Source organism: Sutcliffiella tianshenii (genome assembly GCF_016908565.1).
Lineage (GTDB): Bacteria > Bacillota > Bacilli > Bacillales > Bacillaceae_I > Sutcliffiella_A > Sutcliffiella_A tianshenii.
The window spans coordinates 1-18890 of sequence record NZ_JAFBED010000003.1 but is presented as its reverse complement, the minus strand read 5'-3'; the positions used below and the strand labels follow the sequence as shown (position 1 = coordinate 18890).

Here is an 18890-nt window from a genome sequence, read left to right as displayed (position 1 = left end):
GCCTCTTGGTTATCTTAAATTTCGTGGAGGTGATAAACAATGGCAAACAACAACCAACAAAACCAAGCAGGTAAAACTGCATCTGGTACAAGCGTACAACACGTGAAACAACAAAACGCTTCTCAAAACCAACAACAACAGTATGGTGCTGAGTTCGCGAGCGAAACTAACGCTCAACATGTGAAACAACAAAACGCTCAATCTCAAGCTCAAAAAAACCAACAAAACCAACAAAACTCTTAATATGTAACAAAGCGGGGCACTCCTTATCATACCGATGGGGAGTGCCTTTCTTCGTTGTCGAGGGGGAAATTCCTGCCGGGGTCTGGCCCCTGTTTCAATTTTTTTTATATTTTTTAATCTTTTTATATCGACAAAAGTTCTGTTGTGTCTACAGATGTTGTCAAAGGGTTTGGGGAGTGGGGGAAGAATGATACATAGGAGAGGATTACAGGTGGGAGGCGTTTACATGGATAGGTTTGATTTGGCGGTGGCGGAGCAGTTGAAGACGATGGATAGGCTGCTGTTTTTGCAGTCTGAGATAGAAAGGTGCCAAAAGGTGGAGCGTCAGCTTAGTGAAATTCAGGAGGCAGCCAATATGCTGAGGGAGCTCAAAAAAGACATATCGCAGCTGAAAGAGGATTTGCGGGACATTCAGTTGGTGTTTGAGAATCAGACAGAGGAAGCGATAAAGTCCTACCATTTTCAGGAATCGAATTGAAATAACAGCTTGAAAAGATAAAATTTTTATGAAAAGAGTGAATAATATCCAAAAAGGGGCATCTTCTCTCATAGAATGATGGCTCTTTTGTTTTAAAATCTGGTAGTTACCGTTATAATAATAGAAAAGGTTGCTTTTAAGAGATGAGGCGGCACAAATGAAAGAAGGGGAGAAGGATGGGTTGTCCCAAAGAAGGAGAAACGATTCAAATACATAGCTATAAGCACAACGGACTTATCCACAGGGTGTGGGATGAGACCACTGTGTTAAAAGGGACGCAAAACCTTGTTATTGGTGGAAACGATAAAACAATTGTGACGGAATCGGACGGAAGAACTTGGGTGACAAGGGAACCAGCAATTTGTTATTTCCATGCTAGACATTGGTTTAATATCATCGGCATGATCAGAGAAGATGGCGTGTATTATTATTGCAACATCAGCTCGCCATTCATTGCAGATGATGAAGCGGTTAAATATATTGATTATGACCTGGATATTAAAGTATTCCCGGATATGACGTTTATTTTGCTGGATGAGGATGAATATGAAAAGCACCGCAATGAAATGAAATATCCAGATGTCATTGACAAGATCCTTAAGACCAACGTAAACACGCTGATTTCGTGGATACGGCAGAGAAAAGGTCCTTTTGCACCAGACTTTATCGACCTATGGTATGAGCGTTATTTAACATATCGTGGATAATAGGCATGCTGGGAAAGAAAAGGCGGCTGGTACAAGCATTTTTTTGCACTTGCCAGGCCTTTTTTGTGTTTTATTGGGATGAATCACACACAAAAGAAAAAACTACATATGAAAGAGCGTTACTAAGGAGGAGAAATACCCTTGAGCAGTGTGAAACGGTACATGAAATTTGTCAAACCGTATCGGTGGCAGATTGTCGGTACCATCATTATAGGATTGATGAAATTCGGCTTGCCCTTATTGATACCATTATTATTGAAATATATTGTAGACGACATTCTACTGACAGATGGCAGATCCGCTGCTGATAAAACAAACGAACTGCTCCTGATAATGGGTGGGATCTTTGCTTTATTCCTTGTCCTGCGTCCGCCGATAGAATATTACAGGCAATATTTCGCCCAGTGGACAGCGAGCAAGATCCTATACGATTTGCGGGACAAGCTGTTTGATCATATTCAACGCCTGAGCCTTCGTTTCTATTCCAACAATCGTGCAGGTGAAATCATTTCGCGTGTCATTCATGATGTTGAACAAACAAAGAACTTTGTCATTACGGGGCTGATGAACTTCTGGTTGGACCTTGCTACCATCCTTGTCGTCATCATCATCATGTTCCAGGTCGATTTTACCCTGACACTTGTATCCATCATGCTTTTCCCATTGTACGGCTTTTCCATCAAGTACTTTTATAGCCGGCTAAGGGAATTGACACGGGTCCGTTCCCAGGCATTGGCCGAGGTTCAAGGGCATCTGCATGAACGTGTCCAAGGGATGCCGGTCATTCAGAGCATGGCCATCGAAGACTATGAACAGGAGCAATTTCAAAAACAGAATAGTAATTTCCTTACAAAAGCCCTTGTACATACAAGCTGGAATGCGAAAACATTTGCAGTCGTCAATACGATCACCGATATCGCACCGCTTCTGGTCATCGCATATGCGGGATACCAAGTAATAAACGGTGATTTGACCGTCGGGGAAATGGTCATGTTTGTGGCCTATATTGACCGCCTTTATAATCCATTAAGACGTCTCATCAATTCGTCGACGACATTGACCCAATCACTTGCCTCCATGGACCGTGTCTTTGAATTCGCAGATGAGAAATACGACATCACCAATAAGGCGGATGCAAAGGAAAGCCAGACCGCACGCGGAGATGTCCGCTTTGAAAATGTTTCTTTTAGATATGAAGAAAAAGAGTCTTATGTACTGAAGGATATCAATTTGCAGGTTGCTGAAGGTGAAACAATCGCCCTTGTCGGCATGAGTGGGGGAGGAAAGTCGACCCTTGTCAGCTTGCTTCCGAGATTTTACGATGTGACGGAAGGTTCCATCAAACTCGATGGAGTGGATATCCGTGATGTAACGGTACAATCGCTACGGAAGCAGATTGGAATTGTTCTTCAGGACAATATTCTGTTCAGTGATTCTGTGAGGGAAAACATCGCGCTAGGTAAGCCTGATGCAACGATGGAAGAGATCATCGAAGCGGCGAAAGCGGCAAATGCCCACGATTTCATCTCAAGCCTCCCAGAAGGATATGAAACCAAGGTAGGGGAGCGTGGAGTGAAGCTTTCTGGCGGCCAGAAGCAACGAGTTGCGATTGCCCGGGTATTTCTGAAAAATCCTCCTATTCTTGTGATGGATGAGGCGACCTCTGCACTGGACCTGGAAAGCGAGCACTTGATTCAGGAATCGCTAGAGAGACTCGCCGCTAACCGAACGACATTTGTTGTGGCACACCGACTATCGACCATTACTCATGCAAGCAGGATCGTCCTGCTGGAGCATGGTGAAATCGTGGAAATCGGCAGCCATGAGGAATTGATGAAAAAGCAGGGGAATTATTATCATCTGTTCAATATTCAGGAGATTGTATAAGAGTAAGGTGTCATATGCCCTCGGCGACGTTTGGTTGCCGGGGGCTTTTTTATTTGGACCTAGGAAGAGGTAAGTGTGTTTCGCATGAACTTTGGGTCGTTCGGCATGAACTCCCGGCCTTTCCGCACGGACTCGCCCAAATTCCGCATGAACTCCCTGCACCTTGCCCAAAACTCCGCCCAATGAAACTAAAAAACACCCCCCAACGTCATGGGGAGTGCCTCATTCATCCTATTCCTCTTCACGCTGCCCGATTTCAAATTCATTTTCGGACTTATGATAGTTCTGGAAGCTGTCGATCAGCTTATTTAAATGTAATAGCTGGTCATTGTAATCGATGATTTTGGAAACGAGCGGGAACAGGTGATACCAGACATCGCACTTTTCCTCGCACCCTTGATATTCCTCTTTATGGAGCATAAATTCATCAATGAACTGCTGTTTATTGAAAATTTCCTCTTCATACATTTCGGAAGTATTGTGAAGCTTGATTTTTCCTACAAATTTCAACAGGATCTGTTCATGAAGGTTAACCAGGTGGTCAAGCTCCGCTTTCAGATAATGCTGATATTCGCTTGGCATATGATGAAGCTCATTTTCCAGGCGATGCAGCATTTTCAATGTATGAAGTGCGCGGTTGCTCGTCAAGATCAATTGGCGGAAGATGACAAGTTTGCGAGCCTTGGAGCTTGCACTTTTACTTGTTGGGAAATACGTTCTTTCTTCCTTATATAGTAAGAATAACTGCTCTAATTTCACTAGTCGCTGGCGCAGCATTTCAATATCCGTTTTAAGTAAATTGTGTTCGGATGCATGACGCATACTTATACGGATCCATTTTAAAATATCCTCGGTCGTTTCCTTCACCTTATAGTACAGTCTTGTTTCATACTTTGGAGGCAGGAAGATCAGATTCACGAGAAATGCACACAGGATACCGATCATGACGGTGGAGAAGCGGATCAACGAGAATTCCAAAAAGTTCTCGCCGGGACTTTCCATGATCGCGATGACAGTCACCAATGCCAAGGGGATGGTGTTCTCTATTTTTAATTTTAAATTGATTCCGATAACAAAAATTGCGGTCAATCCAATGATGAACGGATCGTGTCCGAAGATCAAACCGAAAATGATCGCCAGGAAGGCTCCAATGAGGTTCGCCTGGATGTGTTCAATGATGGATTGGTAGGACTTATAGATTGATGGTTGGATAGCAAAGATGGCCGCAATTCCCGCGAAGAACGGGGTAGGTACGTTCAGCCATTGCGCCACGAACAATGCGAGCGTGATAGCTATACCTGTCTTGACTATTCTGGCACCAAGTTTCATGGTAAAGTAATTCCTTTCCTCTTCTTCCGAATAATATAACCTACTTTAGTTCTATTCAAACTTTATGTAAGAATTTCGGAAAATTTGATTGTGTCTTTAGAACACTAATGTACTATACACGGTTTCGATGTGTCCTGCAATAAGTTAATGGAAAATAAAAAAACAGATCGTCGAAATAATCCAACGCTCTGTTTGTACAACCGATTTTATTCCAATGAAGAGTGCTTGCTGAATTTCTTAACAAGACCAACAAGAGCTCGTATCGTAAACAAAGTGAAATTGACACTTGCAAAAGTGTGAAGGATGCTCCATTTTTTCCATTCAAAAAGATCGGTCTTCTTCTCCATGAACCACTGCAGGATGCTCATAGGTACACTCCAAGTCAGGCTTTTCAATAGTATGTAAGGTATTTTATCATGATAGGTCTGCCTGACCCAAAAGATACTGAGGATAGGAAAAAAGAATAGATCGTAAAGAATGTTGGTACTAAAGATTTTTGGCATAGGCCGTATCGGGTATTTTACTCTGCCTGTATTCACCACGTATGTATCAAGCAAGATCGAGAGTACGCCTTTGGAAAAGAAAACAATAAGCATTTCTTTATACTTTGGAGTTTTTACAGCAAAAGGGAACAGGGAAACACATAATAAAAATAGACCGCGAATCATCAATCTTTCCACTAGTATCAACCGCCTTAAATAAGTAATTTTTCTTACTATTTCATTCCGGCCGTGGATTTATCCTAAAGATTAACAAAAAGAAAAGGTCAGCACCTAATCGGTGACTGACCTTTTCATAATTATTACTCCGTTGAAACTGCCGGATCTGCCTGTTCTTTCATCGGATTCACCTGAAGGAAGTAGCTGCCGGGATCTTCAAGCATCTGCTTCACTTCATTTGCTTCCTCGAACTGTCCTTGCTTGAGCAGGGAACCATGGTAGATGGAGAGGAGCTCGACTACATCTGCTTTCCCTGTCACATTCAATGGTTCGATGCTGACCTTTGCACCTTTTGCGATCCTGCGCTGGAGGGCTTCTTTAGTCAAGCCCATTTCCGGCTGGTGGCGAAGATAGACTGCGCCGCCTGTCATTCCGGCACAGATCCATGGACCAGGGTCTCCCATGACAAGTCCGCGGCCATTTGTCATATATTCAAAAGCAAAGCCTTTGATGTTGGCATTGACTCCAAGGTTACCGTGTTCTTTTTCCGGAATCGGGGTTGTCACTTTACCGCCGATGATCATGTCGGCGCCGGAAAGTCTGATTCCTGCACGGGCATCTGCATTCCCTTGAACAACAAGCGCACCTTTTTGGGCGCCATAGCCGAAGCCTTTCCCGACAGAACCGTTGTAGAGGGTGCCGTCCTTGCCTTTGTATTTAAAGACGGAGATGCTTCCGCCAAAGGCTGTTTTACCGATTCCATCCTGTGCGCCGCCCTCCACGACGATGTTGATGCCGCTTGAGTTGTATGCGCCAAGGCCGTTACCTGGAATGGAGCCTTTTCTGTAGCTCAGCTCCACATCCGGAAGCTGCAGGTAGGAGCCGTCCAAGCGGCCTCGTACACGGTGGCAGGAAACTCTGCTTCCAAGTACACGCTGTTCGGCCGTAACTGCATCGAACTGTCTGGATTGATGCAGCTGATCTTCTTGATAGTCAAGATATTCTGCGCCGGCGGCAACCAGCAGCTTTTCTTTTTCCATGCTTGCTGCGACTTCTTTTTGTGCCATCTGCGGCACATCCAATGTGTGCAGAAGATTGGATAGGTCGAGTGCTTCTGTTCCGCGCACCTGTTCAAGCAGGTCGGAACGTCCGACAATGTCCTGAAGGTTGTTGAAGCCGAGTGAACCGGTCAATGCTTTCAGTTCGTCGCCAAAAGCAGTGAAAAGGTTCATCAGCCCCTGTACCGCTAGATCGGATTGACGTGGTACGAAGCGGCGCAGGCCATGATCCTTTGCCTGTGCTTCCGTTTCGATCTGGGTCGCGATCCCGACATGGCATGTATCCAGGTGACAACCGCGGCATGTCGTACAGCCGATGGCAATCATGGAAAGGGTACCGAAGCCGATGCGGTTTGCACCAAGCAGCATCACTTTCATGACATCGAGCGCACTTTTGATTCCACCGTCAGCCCAGATTTCCACTTTGTTGCGAAGGCCGGATTCGATCAAAGCATTGTGTGCAGCTTTCACCCCTATTTCCACAGGGAGTCCGACATACTGCAGGGCGTGAATCCTCGCAGCACCTGTTCCGCCGTCAAAGCCACTTATCGTAATAATGTCCGCTCCGGCTTTGGCGATACCGACCGCGATTGTTCCGATGTTCGGTACAACAGGAACTTTTACCGCGACCTTCGCCTGGTCATTGGCAGTCTTCAATTCGGCGATCATCTGTGCCAAATCTTCTATTGAATAGATGTCATGATTATTCGATGGCGAGATCAAGTCGGAACCGATTGTTGCATTACGTGCCTCGGCAATTTTCGCCGTAACTTTTGATCCTGGCAAATGTCCGCCTTCACCAGGCTTTGCACCTTGACCGATTTTGATTTCCAAAAGGTTCGACGAGTTCAGGAGCTCCGCGTTTACACCGAAACGTCCCGAAGCCACCTGTTGTCCGCGGGTTTTCGGATATTTACCAAGCATATCCTTGATTTCCCCGCCTTCACCATTGAGGCTGATCATATTCAATCGGTCAGCCGCTTCAGCATAGGCTCTGAAAGCCACCTCATTTTGAGAACCGAAGGACATCGAAGCAATCACAAATGGCAGACTATGTGCGCCAACCCCGATATTCACCTTTTCCTTAGCCACCTTTTTGTCTGATTTCTTCAGGTCGGTAAGATGACGGATGGTGATCGGATTGGTCGTTTCCTGTTCGTTCAGCTTTTCGCGATAGTCATCGTAGGTTCCATTCTTTGCAACGTCCCCGATCGCTTTCCAGATACGAGGGAAGAGGTGGAACGATTTGCCTGGGCGAGATTTCTCATCTTCAAATTCTTTTGCACGCTCTCTTGCATCCTCTTTCATTTTTGCAAAATTGTAGCCAAGCTGATCGGAGCCTAGGAAGTTGACGATGCCTAACGCATTTTCAAGCTCCACATGCAATCCGATCGCGGAGAACAGGCGCCCATAGCCGCGCAATTCATGGATACCGATGGTTGAAATGACCTTTTCCATTCCTTTTGTCAAAGCCTGGAACAAGTTCACGACAGGAGTGGAGGTTTCATCACTTACTGTTCCGAATAGCAGGTAAGGGCTGATTGCGTTTGCTCCAAGGCCCAATGCCACCATCACATCATGAAGGGAACGGATGGCACCTGAGCGAAGGACAAGCGCACAACGGCGACGATATTGCTGATTTACAAGCTCCTGGTTCACGACTGCCGTCACAAGGTGAGGATCAAGCCATAACTTTCCATCCTTGTGGGCTTGTGCGTCGTCTATCACAAGGAGGGTCTTGCCGTTTTTCACAGCTTCGACTGCTTCTGATTTAAGACGGTCCAATGCTGAAGGAATATCTTCGTCCTCCAAACAGGTAGCATCCAGATAGTAGGTCAATTTTCTTGACTGGAATTGATGAACAACCTGGTCATAGGACGGCTGCTCCAAGGCATGCACGCAATCTGCGCCAACTTGCCCCTCAATCAATAAGGGAGAGAGAAGCTCCAATGTATAATCGTTCGGCACCACATCTTCTTTTCGTAAAAGGGGTCTTGCACCAAGTACCGTTCTTGTGGAGAAATGTTCCGTCTCACGATCACGATCTATGGCAGGGTTTGTGACAACAGCCACACTTTCCTTGATGAAGTCTGCTATATTGTTTCTACCAGGGTTCATTGCAGCAAGTGGCACATCATGTCCGAGGGAACGGATAGGTTCGGCACCTTTTTCCGCCATCTGTTCAACAAGCTGAATGTGCTCGCGATCCCATCCGAATGCAGCATAGTGTCCGTTATGGACCTTTGGAATCGGAGAGACTGTGACAATTGGCTCCAATTGCGGTGTCTGCAATCTAGCTGCAAAATTGTTCAGTTCAAACTTATTGCTGAATCGGTTGTACACTTCCTCCTGGTAAGCATGATAGTCATAAACCTTGATATCTTCACCATCCCATTTCAGGCCGACCTTTTCCCCAGGGGAGAAAGGCTTCGGTTCTGCCGTATATTCGCTTGTTGGAATAATCCCGGGCTCGGACGAGAAATAATAGGATGTTTCCGTCTGTAGCATCCATAGTGGACGCAAGCCAAGGGCATCCAGGCCGAAAACCGCTTCATCCTTGTTACGGGAAATGATTCCCGCAGGTCCTTGGGAGAAGTGCCCCCATGTTTCACGGATGTAAGCATACAGGTCCTGTAGATGAGATGGGTAGCTCTTGATTTCATTTATAATCGGCGGGAACACGATATCCAACGCCTCAAAAAGGGAGAATCCGTCTCGTGCAATCAACGTTTCAATCGTTCTATTCAAATCCTGTGAATCACTTCCGCCTTTTGTGAGAGGGACGTCAAGCATTGTCGCCTCGTCACGAAGCTTTGCTATCGTATTGATTTCCCCGTTGTGGCCAAGGACGCTAAATGGCTGCACACGAAAAAAGTTCGAAAGCGTATTGGTGGAATAGCGGTTATGCCCAAGCGTCATTGAGGACGCAACCAACGGGTCGGCAAGGTCATGGTAAAACTTCGGCAGAATATCCCCGGCACCCATCACCTTGTAGACGGCATGGTAGTTTGATAGAGAAGCAACATGAACATCGTCATTCTTTTCAATTTCAATGGCACAATGGAAAAGCTGTTCCTGTGTGCAAACTTCTTTTGTAGAAACGGCTGCCACCTGCCAGAATACCGGATCCTGGATGACGGCAATGGGACCAAGAGCTTCCGAGGAAGTCACGGTGTCTGAGGAGAAGACCAATTTAAAAGACTCTTTTTCCAATAAACTAGTAATCTCTTTTTTTACAAGATCTACGTCTACATGATGGTTAATAAAAAAGTGGCCAACAATGAAATCTTCTCTTTCTGCGAGAGAGGGATTTTGGTCACTTTTTTCTAGCTTCTGTTTCCACAGGGCGCGTGGGATATCGATGTGAATGCCTACACCGTCACCTTCACCATTGATGAAACCGGCACGGTGGTTCATTTTCACTAGTGCATCTATGCAATCGTCGATATTTTTCTTTGTGGGAATTTTTTTCTTTTCGATAGCGGATACGATTCCACATGCATCATGCTCGGCATTGTGAAAATCTTTGAATGTACTTGGACTCCAATTTGTCATATTTACTTGGCTGTAAACTAGGGATTTTAAGAGGGGACCCTAACTAGCCATTCACCTCCTGTAGTATATGATAGAAATGTGGGAGCGCATTGCAGTGCGCTGTTTGATTTGCGGCTGTCTAATATTCCGAATGGACATACATTTGTCAAAAAAGGGAATTTTCAGACTTTAATCTATATACTATCACTTCTTTATGGAAAAATCAATTTTTTATACAAAGAAGGGGAGGGGAGACCTAGATTGGAAAATTGGAAGAAACGTTTATTTGTAAGCGTTTTCAATAGTTTTGATAAAAAAAGAGGAGTGTACTTGTACACTCCTCGATGTATATTTATGCATTAGCCAATTCCTTGAAAGCGTGCTCGACAGCATCAAGAGTAACCGCAACATCCTCTTCTGTATGGGCAATTGTCACAAACCACGCCTCATATTTCGATGGTGCAAGGTTGATGCCCTGATTCAGCATCAGCTTGAAGAACTTCGCGAATTTCTCTCCATCGGTGTTTTCTGCCTGTTCATAGTTCACGACCTTTTCATCAGTGAAGTAGATGGTCAGTGCACCTTTTAAGCGGTTGATTGTAATGGTGATTCCGTATTTTTCCGCTCGCGCAAGTATCCCTTCTTCCAAAAGTCCGCCGATATGATCAAGATGCTCATACAAGCCTTCCTGCTTCAGGACCTCAAGGCAAGCAATTCCGGAAAGGATGGATGCTGGGTTGCCTGCCATCGTTCCTGCCTGATACGCAGGTCCGAGCGGTGCGACCTTTTCCATTATTTCTTGGCGGCCGCCGTATGCCCCGATAGGAAGTCCGCCGCCGATGATTTTACCGAGTGCAGTCAAGTCGGGCTTCACCCCAAGCATGTCCTGCGCTCCACCGTACATGAAACGGAAAGCAGTGATGACTTCATCGTAGATGACAAGCGCACCGGCTTCATGTGTAAGTTCATTGACCTGCTCCAGAAAACCTGGCATTGGTTCCACAATCCCGAAATTGCCGACAATCGGTTCAACGAGAACCGCTGCAATTTGATCTCCCCATTTTGCCAAAGCTTCCTTATAAGGTTCGATATCATTGAACGGTACGGTGATCACTTCATTTGCGATGCTCTTTGGGACACCTGCAGAATCCGGGGTGCCCAGAGTGGAGGGGCCAGACCCCGCTGCAACGAGCACAAGATCCGAATGCCCGTGATAGCAGCCTGCAAATTTAATGATCTTATCCCGGCCAGTATAAGCACGGGCCACCCGGATCGTAGTCATGACCGCCTCGGTTCCTGAATTGACAAACCGGACCTTGTCCATGGCAGGCATCGCTTCCTTCAGCATTTTGGCAAACTTCACTTCGTGTGGGGTCGGAGTCCCGTAAAGCACACCGTTCTTTGCAGCACGTTCGATCGCCTCGGTGATATGCGGGTGTGCATGACCGGTGATGATGGGTCCATAGGCAGCAAGATAATCGATGTACTTATTCCCGTCCACGTCCCAGAAATAGGCACCTTCGCCTCGCTCCATGACAACCGGGGCGCCGCCGCCCACTGCCTTGAAAGATCTTGATGGGCTGTTTACCCCGCCGACGATATGCTGCAGGGCTTCTTCATGTATCTGCTCTGATTTGGTGAAATTCATATGTATCCTCCTAAGCTTCTAATACGCATAATACGTTATTCTAACACGAAACACGGCTTCTATAAAATTCTCTCCCATTCTATCAATAAATTTATCAAGCATACCTCCGGATCCATTGCGTATATTGTAAGGATGGCATGTCCGCAAATTGGGGGAGTACGATGCTTTATTTATTGGTGATCCTTTTTATTTTTGTTGCAATCAGCATAAGCTTTTCGAACGTTTTCGCTTCAGACAGCAGAAGTATGCCTTATGTATCAAAGGAAACCCTGCTATTATTGCTTCTCATTTATTTTACCTTGCTCATTTCATTTGGACTTTTATATACAGTGCTCCATATTGAAGGAATTCCGGTTCTTGTGGAAAATGGGGTCGAAATCACAGGGAATTATTTCAACATCTTTACTCATTCCGTCTATTTCAGTGCGGTTACGATATTGACGGTTGGATATGGGGATGTGACGCCGGTAGGGATAGGGCGTGTCATCGCAATGGCAGAGGCCCTGATCGGATTTGTGATGCCTGCTGCATTTGTAGTTCGGGTCGTACTCCATATGGACGGCAGGGAAGGGAAGAAAAAGTAAATCAAGGCATCTCAAAAGTTGAAATAGACCTCCGAATTCGATACGCTACTATATACATAGCGTTCATTCAAGGAGGAATCGATTCATGACAGTCGAAACAGGAAAAAAAGCACCTGACTTTTCTATAGAGGCAACTAATGGAGAAAAAGTAAAACTATCCGATTACAAAGGTAAAAATGTCATCCTCTATTTCTATCCGAAGGACATGACACCAGGCTGTACCACGCAGGCATGTGATTTCCGTGACCAGCATGAAAATTTCTCGGAATTGGATACCGTCATCCTCGGGGTGAGTCCAGATCCGCTATCAAAGCATGAGAAGTTCATCGAAAAGCATGGCCTTCCGTTTTTATTGCTGGTGGACGAGGACCACAAGGTTGCAGAACTGTATGATGTATGGAAGCTGAAAAAGAATTTCGGAAAAGAATATATGGGAATCGAGCGCAGCACTTTCATCATTGATAAAGAAGGGCAGCTTGTAAAGGAATGGAGAAAAGTGAAGGTGAAGGGACATGTAGAGGAAGCGTTAGCCTATATCAAGGAAAACCTGAATTGAAGAACGCCTATTTTTCCATAAATAAGGCAAACGTCTAATTCCAAAAGGTTGTCCCCGGAGTATCTTATAGTGTAGGGCATACCTCCTCAAAAGTTGACGTGTATAGAGAGTGCAAGCGATCGCAGCTTGCACTCCTTTTTTGTTGGTTGGGTTGTGGAGGGGCGGGTTGTCGAGTTGGAGTGGATGCTTATGGCTGTCTGTGCGAGAAAAATGTCGGAATGTGCGGTTTATCGATATGTGATTCATTTTCGTTGATATATTATAAAAACCATTGATATATCTTTTTTTTCGTTGATATCCGGTTCCAATCCGTTGATATATAAAGATTTTCGTGGATATATCAATTTCGCAAGAAAAAATCCAGGTTCCAATCCGTTGATATAAGCAGATTGTCAACGATAAATCAATTTCACATGATAAAACCCCACCCGTCGTAACGGGTATCAGAAAATGGGGTCATGCGAACATACTAATTATTTCTAAAATTGGTTATTTTCCGCGATTTCCTATAACCCTTCCATCTTTAAGAGATATTTATTATACTGAAATCTGGTTTTTATTCATCGTTTTTTGAAAATTTCATAGATTGAGAAAGGGGTATTACACGATGGAAACAACAAAGAAACGTGGGTTTGTCATGCGTGCGTTGGATATGATCGAACGTGCCGGTAACAAGCTTCCACATCCGGTAACATTATTCGCCATCTTTGCGCTTTTGATCATTGTGCTTTCTGGCGTATTTTCCGCCATGGGTGTACAAGTCGATGATCCGGTGAACGAAGGCGAGGTCCTTCAGGTAAAGAACTTACTTAGCGCAGAAGGAATCAAGTACATTTTTGAGAGTGCGGTTACCAACTTTACAGGATTTGCTCCGCTTGGAACGGTTCTTGTAACAATGATCGGTATCGGACTTGCTGAAAGATCAGGACTGATCAGTGCAGGGCTCCGTGGTCTTGTAACATCCGTACCAAGACAGCTTATGACTGCGGCTCTTGTATTCGGTGGTATTATGTCCTCCATGGCTGCAGATGCAGGCTATGTAGTATTGACTCCACTTGGAGCTGTACTTTTCGCAGGTCTTGGCCGTCATCCTTTAGCTGGTTTAGCTGCAGCATTTGCTGGGGTTTCCGCAGGATTCAGTGCGAACCTTCTATTGACTTCCCTGGATCCACTATTAGGATCACTTACACAAGAAGCAGCTGCTACAGTTAACCCAGAGTACGCGGAAAACATGAACTATATGATGAACTTCTACTTCATGTTCGCTTCCGTTTTTGTACTTACTATTGTAGGTACATTTGTAACGGACAAGATCGTCGAGCCGCGCCTTGGCGAGTACAAGGGTGCATATCAAGGTGATGTCAACTATCTGAAGCCTGAAGAAAAGAAAGGCCTTTGGGCTGCGCTATTTGCATTTGTAGCAACCATTGCAGTATTGGCGTTATTGGTTGTACCATCCTGGGGACCATTGCGTGGAGATGGAACGATTCTTGAAGCGCCATTCTTCCACACGCTAGTACCAGTCATTCTGATCATGTTCTTCATACCAGGTCTTGTTTATGGAATGATTACAAAATCCATCAAGAACGACAAGGATGTAGCAAACCAAATGTCGGACACAATGTCAACGATGGGTGCATATATCGTCCTTGCATTTGTTGCTGGACAATTTGTCGCATACTTCAATGAAACGAAACTTGGTATCGTTCTTGCCGTTAACGGTGCGGAATTGATTCAAAGTCTCGGTTTTGACAGCGAAAATAAATTAATGGGAATTCTTCTTATCCTTGCATTCATCGTGGTAACAGGATTCATTAACCTGTTCATCGGTAGTGCATCAGCAAAATGGGCAATCATGGCACCGGTTTTCGTACCGATGATGATGGGTCTTGGCTATTCACCGGAGCTGACTCAGTTGGCTTATCGTGTAGCTGATTCGACTACAAATATCATTTCACCTTTGATGCCATACTTTGCGATCGTTATCGCCTTCGCGCAGAAATATGATAAAAAAGTAGGAATCGGAACATTGATCTCTACAATGATTCCATACTCAGTATTCTTTACTATCGTATGGGTGGCAATGCTGATCATCTGGATGCTTACAGGTCTTCCAATCGGACCGAACGCTCCAATCGACTATGTTGGATAAAATAAATCAAAAACCGCCTGCTTGTCTTTGGACATGCAGGCGGTTTTTTGTTTATATAGAAGAAAAGCACTTTATTGGAGGATGGAAAGATGCTGGTCGTTTCCACATTTATACCGGATCAACAAGAGTTGGTCGAAAGGTTGAAGATCCATTTTCCTGCCGTCACCTTTTCCTTTTATGAAAATATTGATCTGGTCCCTTCCGAGGAATGGACAACAGCAGAGGTATTGATAACATATGGAGAGGATCTAAAACCGCACCATATCCACGATGCTTCCGCCCTCCGATGGATCATGGTCACCTCAGCGGGAATGGAACTAATGCCATTGAAAGAATTGGACCAACGAAACATATTGGTTACCAATGCAAAAGGCATACATAAAATACCGATGGCAGAATATACCCTAGCCATGATGCTTCAAACAGCACGCAACACCAAAAGGCTGATTGCAAGTGAAATCGAGGGGAAGTGGGATCGGAACACACCGATATCCGAACTCAATGGAAGGACATTGACGATATTGGGTGCCGGATCAATCGGAGGGGAAATTGCCCGTTTGGCATCCGCATTTTCCATGCGGATCCTAGGTGTGAATAGCAGTGGACGTGGAGTTCCGTTCATAGATGAAATGTACACCTTGAACGAGCTTGACATAGTGTTGCCTCAATCTGACTATGTCGTCAGTGTGTTGCCAAGCACAATAGAAACGCGAAGACTCCTTAAAGAGAAGCACTTTTCCTTGATGAAAAATAGTGCGGTTTTCATAAACGTTGGTCGTGGAGATCTAGTGGACGAAAAGATGTTGATGCATGCATTGGAGCATGGCGAGATTGCCCATGCAGTCCTCGATGTATTCGAAGTGGAGCCATTGCCGCAGGATCATCCCTTCTGGAAGATGGAAAATGTAACCGTTACACCCCACTTATCCAGCAGAACAAAAGGCTACCAGCCACGTGCCCTCGAAATATTTCAGCACAACTTACAAGTGTATCTGCAGGGTGGTTCCGATTATCAAAACATAATTAATGTGAAAAGGGGATACTAAACATGAAAATCTACACGAAAACCGGTGACAAAGGGCAAACATCTTTAGTGTATGGGCAGAGAGTGGACAAAAATCACGAAAGAGTGGAAGCATACGGGACATGTGATGAAGCGAATTCCATGATCGGGTTGGCAATCTCCTATTTAAGGGATGAAAAGTTCGATAAGAAGGATAAACTGCTTCAATCTTTCCAAACCATTCAAACCATCCTGTTCCATGTAGGAGCGGAGCTTGCGACACCAGCTGGGAAGGAAGTACGCTGGAAGCTGAAAGAAGAGCATGTTGCGAAGCTTGAAGAAGAATTGGATACGTTGGATGCCACGTTGCCGCCACTTAAGAACTTCATTCTGCCAGGCGGAACAAAAGCGGGTGCGGCACTGCACTGTGCACGAACCATTGTAAGAAGGGCGGAGAGATCGGCGGTCAGTCTTAGCAGGGAACTTTCCCCAAATGTCCTGGCCTACTTGAATCGTTTATCCGACTATCTATTCGTGGTTGCCAGATACGTCAATGTTCAATTGAAACAGGAAGAACCGATACTAAAACCTGAACTTTCATAATAACTATAGTATAGAAGAATATTGACAAAAAGATGAATTTAGAGGTACACTATTTATAAATATTATAAAGTAAGAATCTTTATGAAAAGTGAGGTGCATGACTGTGGCAAACGAACAATTAAAAGAAGCGCTCGAAACATTGAAGCAAACTGGAGTTCGAATCACTCCACAGCGTCATGCGATTTTAGAGTATCTTATACAATCTATGTCTCACCCAACAGCTGATGATATATATAAAGCGCTCGAGGGGAAATTCCCTAACATGAGTGTCGCTACCGTTTATAACAATTTACGCGTGTTTCGTGAGGTTGGTTTGGTAAAAGAACTAACATACGGAGATAACTCTAGTCGTTTCGATTATGTAACAACCGACCACTACCATCTGATCTGTGACGACTGCGGCAAGATTGTCGACTTTCATTACCCGGGTCTTGATGAAGTGGAGGCTCTTGCAGCCCATGTCACAGGATTCAAGGTAAGTCGCCATCGCATGGAGATTTACGGAGTATGTCCTGAGTGCGATAAAGGCGCACATTAAAGCTAAATAAAAAAGCTGATAGGAATTCCTATCAGCTTTCTTTTTTGTGGTTGTAGCTTTCGTCAAACTCTTTACCCGCCAAGCTTGGATCCATAGTCAGCGGCTCGTTGCAGAACATGCACATATCCACTCGACCAAGTACCTTGGTAACCTTGCCGCAACTCGGGCAAACTACTTGGACCGCTTTTGTCGAAATCAAGCCGATCCATAAATACACTACGGTAGAACCTATAATGCACAATAAGCCAAGTATCATAAACAAAGTCATCACAAGCATATTCGTCTTAAAGAAAATCCCGATATACATGACGAAAAAGCCAATAAAAACAAGACTTAATGCGAAGGTTCTAATTCTATTTATCTTATTGGAATATTTACCTGCCATCTGCATAACCTCCTAAATCATTATAATATCACAAAAAAGGACAAAAAGTGGATGGCAACCTTCTACATATATCTACAGATTTATGACAATGCAGTTAACAGAAAGTTCTGGATTACATTCAGATAGAAGGTTTTAAACAAAACGTGTCGAATAGTAGGGGAAACTCTTATTAATTGGAGGTCTAATTGATGGAAGATTTACTTCGTCCCATATACCAAGAACGAGCAAGCCAATGGAATACACAAGGGATCTTAATGATAGAAAAGAAAAATCCGATCAGTCCCAACACAGATAAATTCGATGTCATCCTTTTCATGATTGTCCGAGAGCAAGAAGTTCCTTTGTTTGTAAAGCACTACGAATTGCAGGATAAAAAGGCTGCACTTTATATAGCAAGCGAAGAACAGCTTGCTGAATGGATTACCATTGGAACCAATCGCCGTGTGATAGACTGGATCATCAATGGTAAAGTTCTGTTTGATCGAAATGAATTTATCCATCTGCTTCGGGGCAAGCTTCTTGATTTCCCGTTAGAGGATAGAAAATTGAAAATCGGTATTGAATTTTCCAAGCTGATCAGAAGATATTTGGAAGGTAAGGATTTCTTTGATAGCAAACACTATCTGGATGCCTACAACCATATCGTGCATTCCCTTCATCATCTAGCAAGGCTTGCAGTAATCGATCATGGTTTCCATCCGGAGCTTACTGTCTGGAGTCAGGTGAAAAAAATCGAGCCGGAAATCTATAAATTATATGAAGAGCTCATCGCAGGAGACGAGCCTATCGATAAAAGACTGGAACTGCTTTTCCTGGCAAGTGAGTTCCTTATCTATTCGAGGACCAAGACTGGAGCCAAGCATCTCTTGGAGGCGATGGCTGAAAAAGAGGAGTCCTGGTCCTACCATGAACTGTTGCATCATTCCGAGCTATCCAAATATTCGGTGGACCTGAGCGTTCTAGTCGGATATCTTGTAGAAAAAGGCTACATCGAAGTTGAACAGATCGAGACGAAGGGCAAGGGTGTGTACCACCGAAAATATAAGGTAGTAGAATAACAAAAAAGCTATTTCAATCAAAGAACTCCAGAAATACTTATTCTTGAATGGATATCTATAGTAGGATATTGTTTCTGGAGTTTCACTCAAGAAAAGATCTTCGAAAAATTATTTTAAAAAAGTTTAAAAGTGTTATTGACGTGTATAAATAATCCGTGGTATATTAGTATTCGTCGCCGCAAGAGAAAACAACTTGCGAGACAGACGAAAGAAAAAAGTTAAAAAACATGTTGACTTAAAACGATGAAACATGTTATATTAATAAAGTCGCTTCTGAGCGATTGGCTGATTGAAATGATCTTTGAAAACTAAACAAAACAACAGCGTCCACGTTAATCTCATAGAGATTAACAAAGAACGAAAAAGTAATACAAAGCTAGTCAACATTTGAGCATAAGCTCAAACTCTTTATTGGAGAGTTTGATCCTGGCTCAGGATGAACGCTGGCGGCGTGCCTAATACATGCAA

The 18890-nt window shown here is 44.3% G+C and carries 16 protein-coding genes and 1 rRNA gene; 12 read left to right on the top strand and 5 right to left on the bottom strand.

Going from position 1 to position 18890, the window contains the following annotated elements; all coding sequences use genetic code 11:
- The first annotated feature begins 39 nt into the window (after positions 1-39).
- The 4 genes from JOC95_RS07040 (at position 40) to JOC95_RS07025 (ending at position 3315) form a co-directional block, all read left to right on the top strand.
- A complete protein-coding gene (locus JOC95_RS07040; RefSeq protein WP_204414742.1) occupies positions 40-243 on the top strand; it encodes a gamma-type small acid-soluble spore protein in 204 nt (67 codons plus the stop codon).
- Between the two features lie 226 nt (positions 244-469).
- Positions 470-721, top strand: coding sequence for a YgaB family protein (locus tag JOC95_RS07035; RefSeq protein WP_204414741.1), 252 nt, complete (start codon positions 470-472; stop codon positions 719-721).
- A gap of 176 nt (positions 722-897) precedes the next feature.
- Complete coding sequence (gene ntdP, locus JOC95_RS07030) at positions 898-1428, top strand: nucleoside tri-diphosphate phosphatase (RefSeq protein WP_204414740.1); 531 nt, start codon at positions 898-900, stop codon at positions 1426-1428.
- Positions 1429-1569: 141 nt separating this feature from the next.
- Positions 1570-3315 (top strand): ABC transporter ATP-binding protein, encoded by a 1746-nt coding sequence (locus JOC95_RS07025; RefSeq protein WP_275580525.1) that lies wholly within the window; start codon positions 1570-1572, stop codon positions 3313-3315.
- A gap of 231 nt (positions 3316-3546) precedes the next feature.
- Here the strand turns inward: JOC95_RS07025 and JOC95_RS07020 are convergent, their stop codons facing one another.
- From JOC95_RS07020 to JOC95_RS07005, 4 genes are all read right to left on the bottom strand, one after another.
- Positions 3547-4644 (bottom strand): FUSC family protein, encoded by a 1098-nt coding sequence (locus JOC95_RS07020; protein ID WP_204414738.1) that lies wholly within the window; start codon positions 4642-4644, stop codon positions 3547-3549.
- A 206-nt stretch (positions 4645-4850) separates the two neighbouring features.
- A complete protein-coding gene (locus tag JOC95_RS07015; RefSeq protein WP_204414736.1) occupies positions 4851-5324 on the bottom strand; it encodes a CBO0543 family protein in 474 nt (157 codons plus the stop codon).
- Between the two features lie 122 nt (positions 5325-5446).
- Positions 5447-9916 carry a glutamate synthase-related protein gene (locus JOC95_RS07010; protein ID WP_204414735.1) on the bottom strand — a complete coding sequence of 1490 codons (4470 nt, stop codon included), beginning with the start codon at positions 9914-9916 and terminating at the stop codon, positions 5447-5449.
- 331 nt (positions 9917-10247) lie between these two features.
- Positions 10248-11543 carry a glutamate-1-semialdehyde 2,1-aminomutase gene (locus JOC95_RS07005; protein WP_204414734.1) on the bottom strand — a complete coding sequence of 432 codons (1296 nt, stop codon included), beginning with the start codon at positions 11541-11543 and terminating at the stop codon, positions 10248-10250.
- 161 nt (positions 11544-11704) lie between these two features.
- Here JOC95_RS07005 and JOC95_RS07000 point away from each other — a divergent pair, with 161 nt between their 5' ends.
- From JOC95_RS07000 to perR, 6 genes are all read left to right on the top strand, one after another.
- A complete protein-coding gene (locus JOC95_RS07000; RefSeq protein WP_204414733.1) occupies positions 11705-12127 on the top strand; it encodes a potassium channel family protein in 423 nt (140 codons plus the stop codon).
- An 85-nt stretch (positions 12128-12212) separates the two neighbouring features.
- Positions 12213-12683 carry a thioredoxin-dependent thiol peroxidase gene (gene bcp / locus JOC95_RS06995; RefSeq protein ID WP_204414732.1) on the top strand — a complete coding sequence of 157 codons (471 nt, stop codon included), beginning with the start codon at positions 12213-12215 and terminating at the stop codon, positions 12681-12683.
- A gap of 607 nt (positions 12684-13290) precedes the next feature.
- Positions 13291-14835 carry an AbgT family transporter gene (locus JOC95_RS06990; protein WP_204414731.1) on the top strand — a complete coding sequence of 515 codons (1545 nt, stop codon included), beginning with the start codon at positions 13291-13293 and terminating at the stop codon, positions 14833-14835.
- An 89-nt stretch (positions 14836-14924) separates the two neighbouring features.
- Positions 14925-15881, top strand: coding sequence for a D-2-hydroxyacid dehydrogenase (locus tag JOC95_RS06985; protein ID WP_204414730.1), 957 nt, complete (start codon positions 14925-14927; stop codon positions 15879-15881).
- Between the two features lie 2 nt (positions 15882-15883).
- Positions 15884-16441, top strand: coding sequence for a cob(I)yrinic acid a,c-diamide adenosyltransferase (locus JOC95_RS06980; RefSeq protein ID WP_204414729.1), 558 nt, complete (start codon positions 15884-15886; stop codon positions 16439-16441).
- Between the two features lie 103 nt (positions 16442-16544).
- Positions 16545-16979, top strand: a complete 435-nt coding sequence (gene perR, locus JOC95_RS06975) for a peroxide-responsive transcriptional repressor PerR (protein ID WP_204415488.1) — start codon at positions 16545-16547, stop codon at positions 16977-16979.
- A gap of 31 nt (positions 16980-17010) precedes the next feature.
- Here perR and JOC95_RS06970 read toward each other — a convergent pair whose 3' ends face one another.
- Positions 17011-17364: a YgzB family protein gene (locus JOC95_RS06970; protein ID WP_204414727.1), complete on the bottom strand. Its 354-nt coding sequence runs from the start codon at positions 17362-17364 to the stop codon at positions 17011-17013.
- Between the two features lie 188 nt (positions 17365-17552).
- Between JOC95_RS06970 and JOC95_RS06965 the strand changes: the two genes are divergently transcribed.
- Complete coding sequence (locus JOC95_RS06965) at positions 17553-18422, top strand: nucleotidyltransferase-like protein (protein ID WP_204414726.1); 870 nt, start codon at positions 17553-17555, stop codon at positions 18420-18422.
- 408 nt (positions 18423-18830) lie between these two features.
- Positions 18831-18890, top strand: a 16S ribosomal RNA gene (locus tag JOC95_RS06960); the annotation flags it as partial.

What these genes read in the sequence shown, in the direction of transcription:
- JOC95_RS06990 (WP_204414731.1), top strand. Translation starts at nt 13,291, where the DNA reads ATGGAAACAACAAAGAAACGTGGGTTTGTCATGCGTGCGTTGGATATG.
- JOC95_RS07000 (WP_204414733.1), top strand. Translation starts at nt 11,705, where the DNA reads ATGCTTTATTTATTGGTGATCCTTTTTATTTTTGTTGCAATCAGCATA.
- JOC95_RS06965 (WP_204414726.1), top strand. Translation starts at nt 17,553, where the DNA reads ATGGAAGATTTACTTCGTCCCATATACCAAGAACGAGCAAGCCAATGG.
- bcp (WP_204414732.1), top strand. Translation starts at nt 12,213, where the DNA reads ATGACAGTCGAAACAGGAAAAAAAGCACCTGACTTTTCTATAGAGGCA.
- JOC95_RS06980 (WP_204414729.1), top strand. Translation starts at nt 15,884, where the DNA reads ATGAAAATCTACACGAAAACCGGTGACAAAGGGCAAACATCTTTAGTG.
- JOC95_RS06970 (WP_204414727.1), bottom strand. Translation starts at nt 17,364, where the DNA reads ATGGCAGGTAAATATTCCAATAAGATAAATAGAATTAGAACCTTCGCA.
- JOC95_RS07010 (WP_204414735.1), bottom strand. Translation starts at nt 9,916, where the DNA reads ATGACAAATTGGAGTCCAAGTACATTCAAAGATTTTCACAATGCCGAG.
- JOC95_RS06985 (WP_204414730.1), top strand. Translation starts at nt 14,925, where the DNA reads ATGCTGGTCGTTTCCACATTTATACCGGATCAACAAGAGTTGGTCGAA.
- ntdP (WP_204414740.1), top strand. Translation starts at nt 898, where the DNA reads ATGGGTTGTCCCAAAGAAGGAGAAACGATTCAAATACATAGCTATAAG.
- JOC95_RS07005 (WP_204414734.1), bottom strand. Translation starts at nt 11,543, where the DNA reads ATGAATTTCACCAAATCAGAGCAGATACATGAAGAAGCCCTGCAGCAT.
- JOC95_RS07035 (WP_204414741.1), top strand. Translation starts at nt 470, where the DNA reads ATGGATAGGTTTGATTTGGCGGTGGCGGAGCAGTTGAAGACGATGGAT.
- JOC95_RS07040 (WP_204414742.1), top strand. Translation starts at nt 40, where the DNA reads ATGGCAAACAACAACCAACAAAACCAAGCAGGTAAAACTGCATCTGGT.
- JOC95_RS07020 (WP_204414738.1), bottom strand. Translation starts at nt 4,644, where the DNA reads ATGAAACTTGGTGCCAGAATAGTCAAGACAGGTATAGCTATCACGCTC.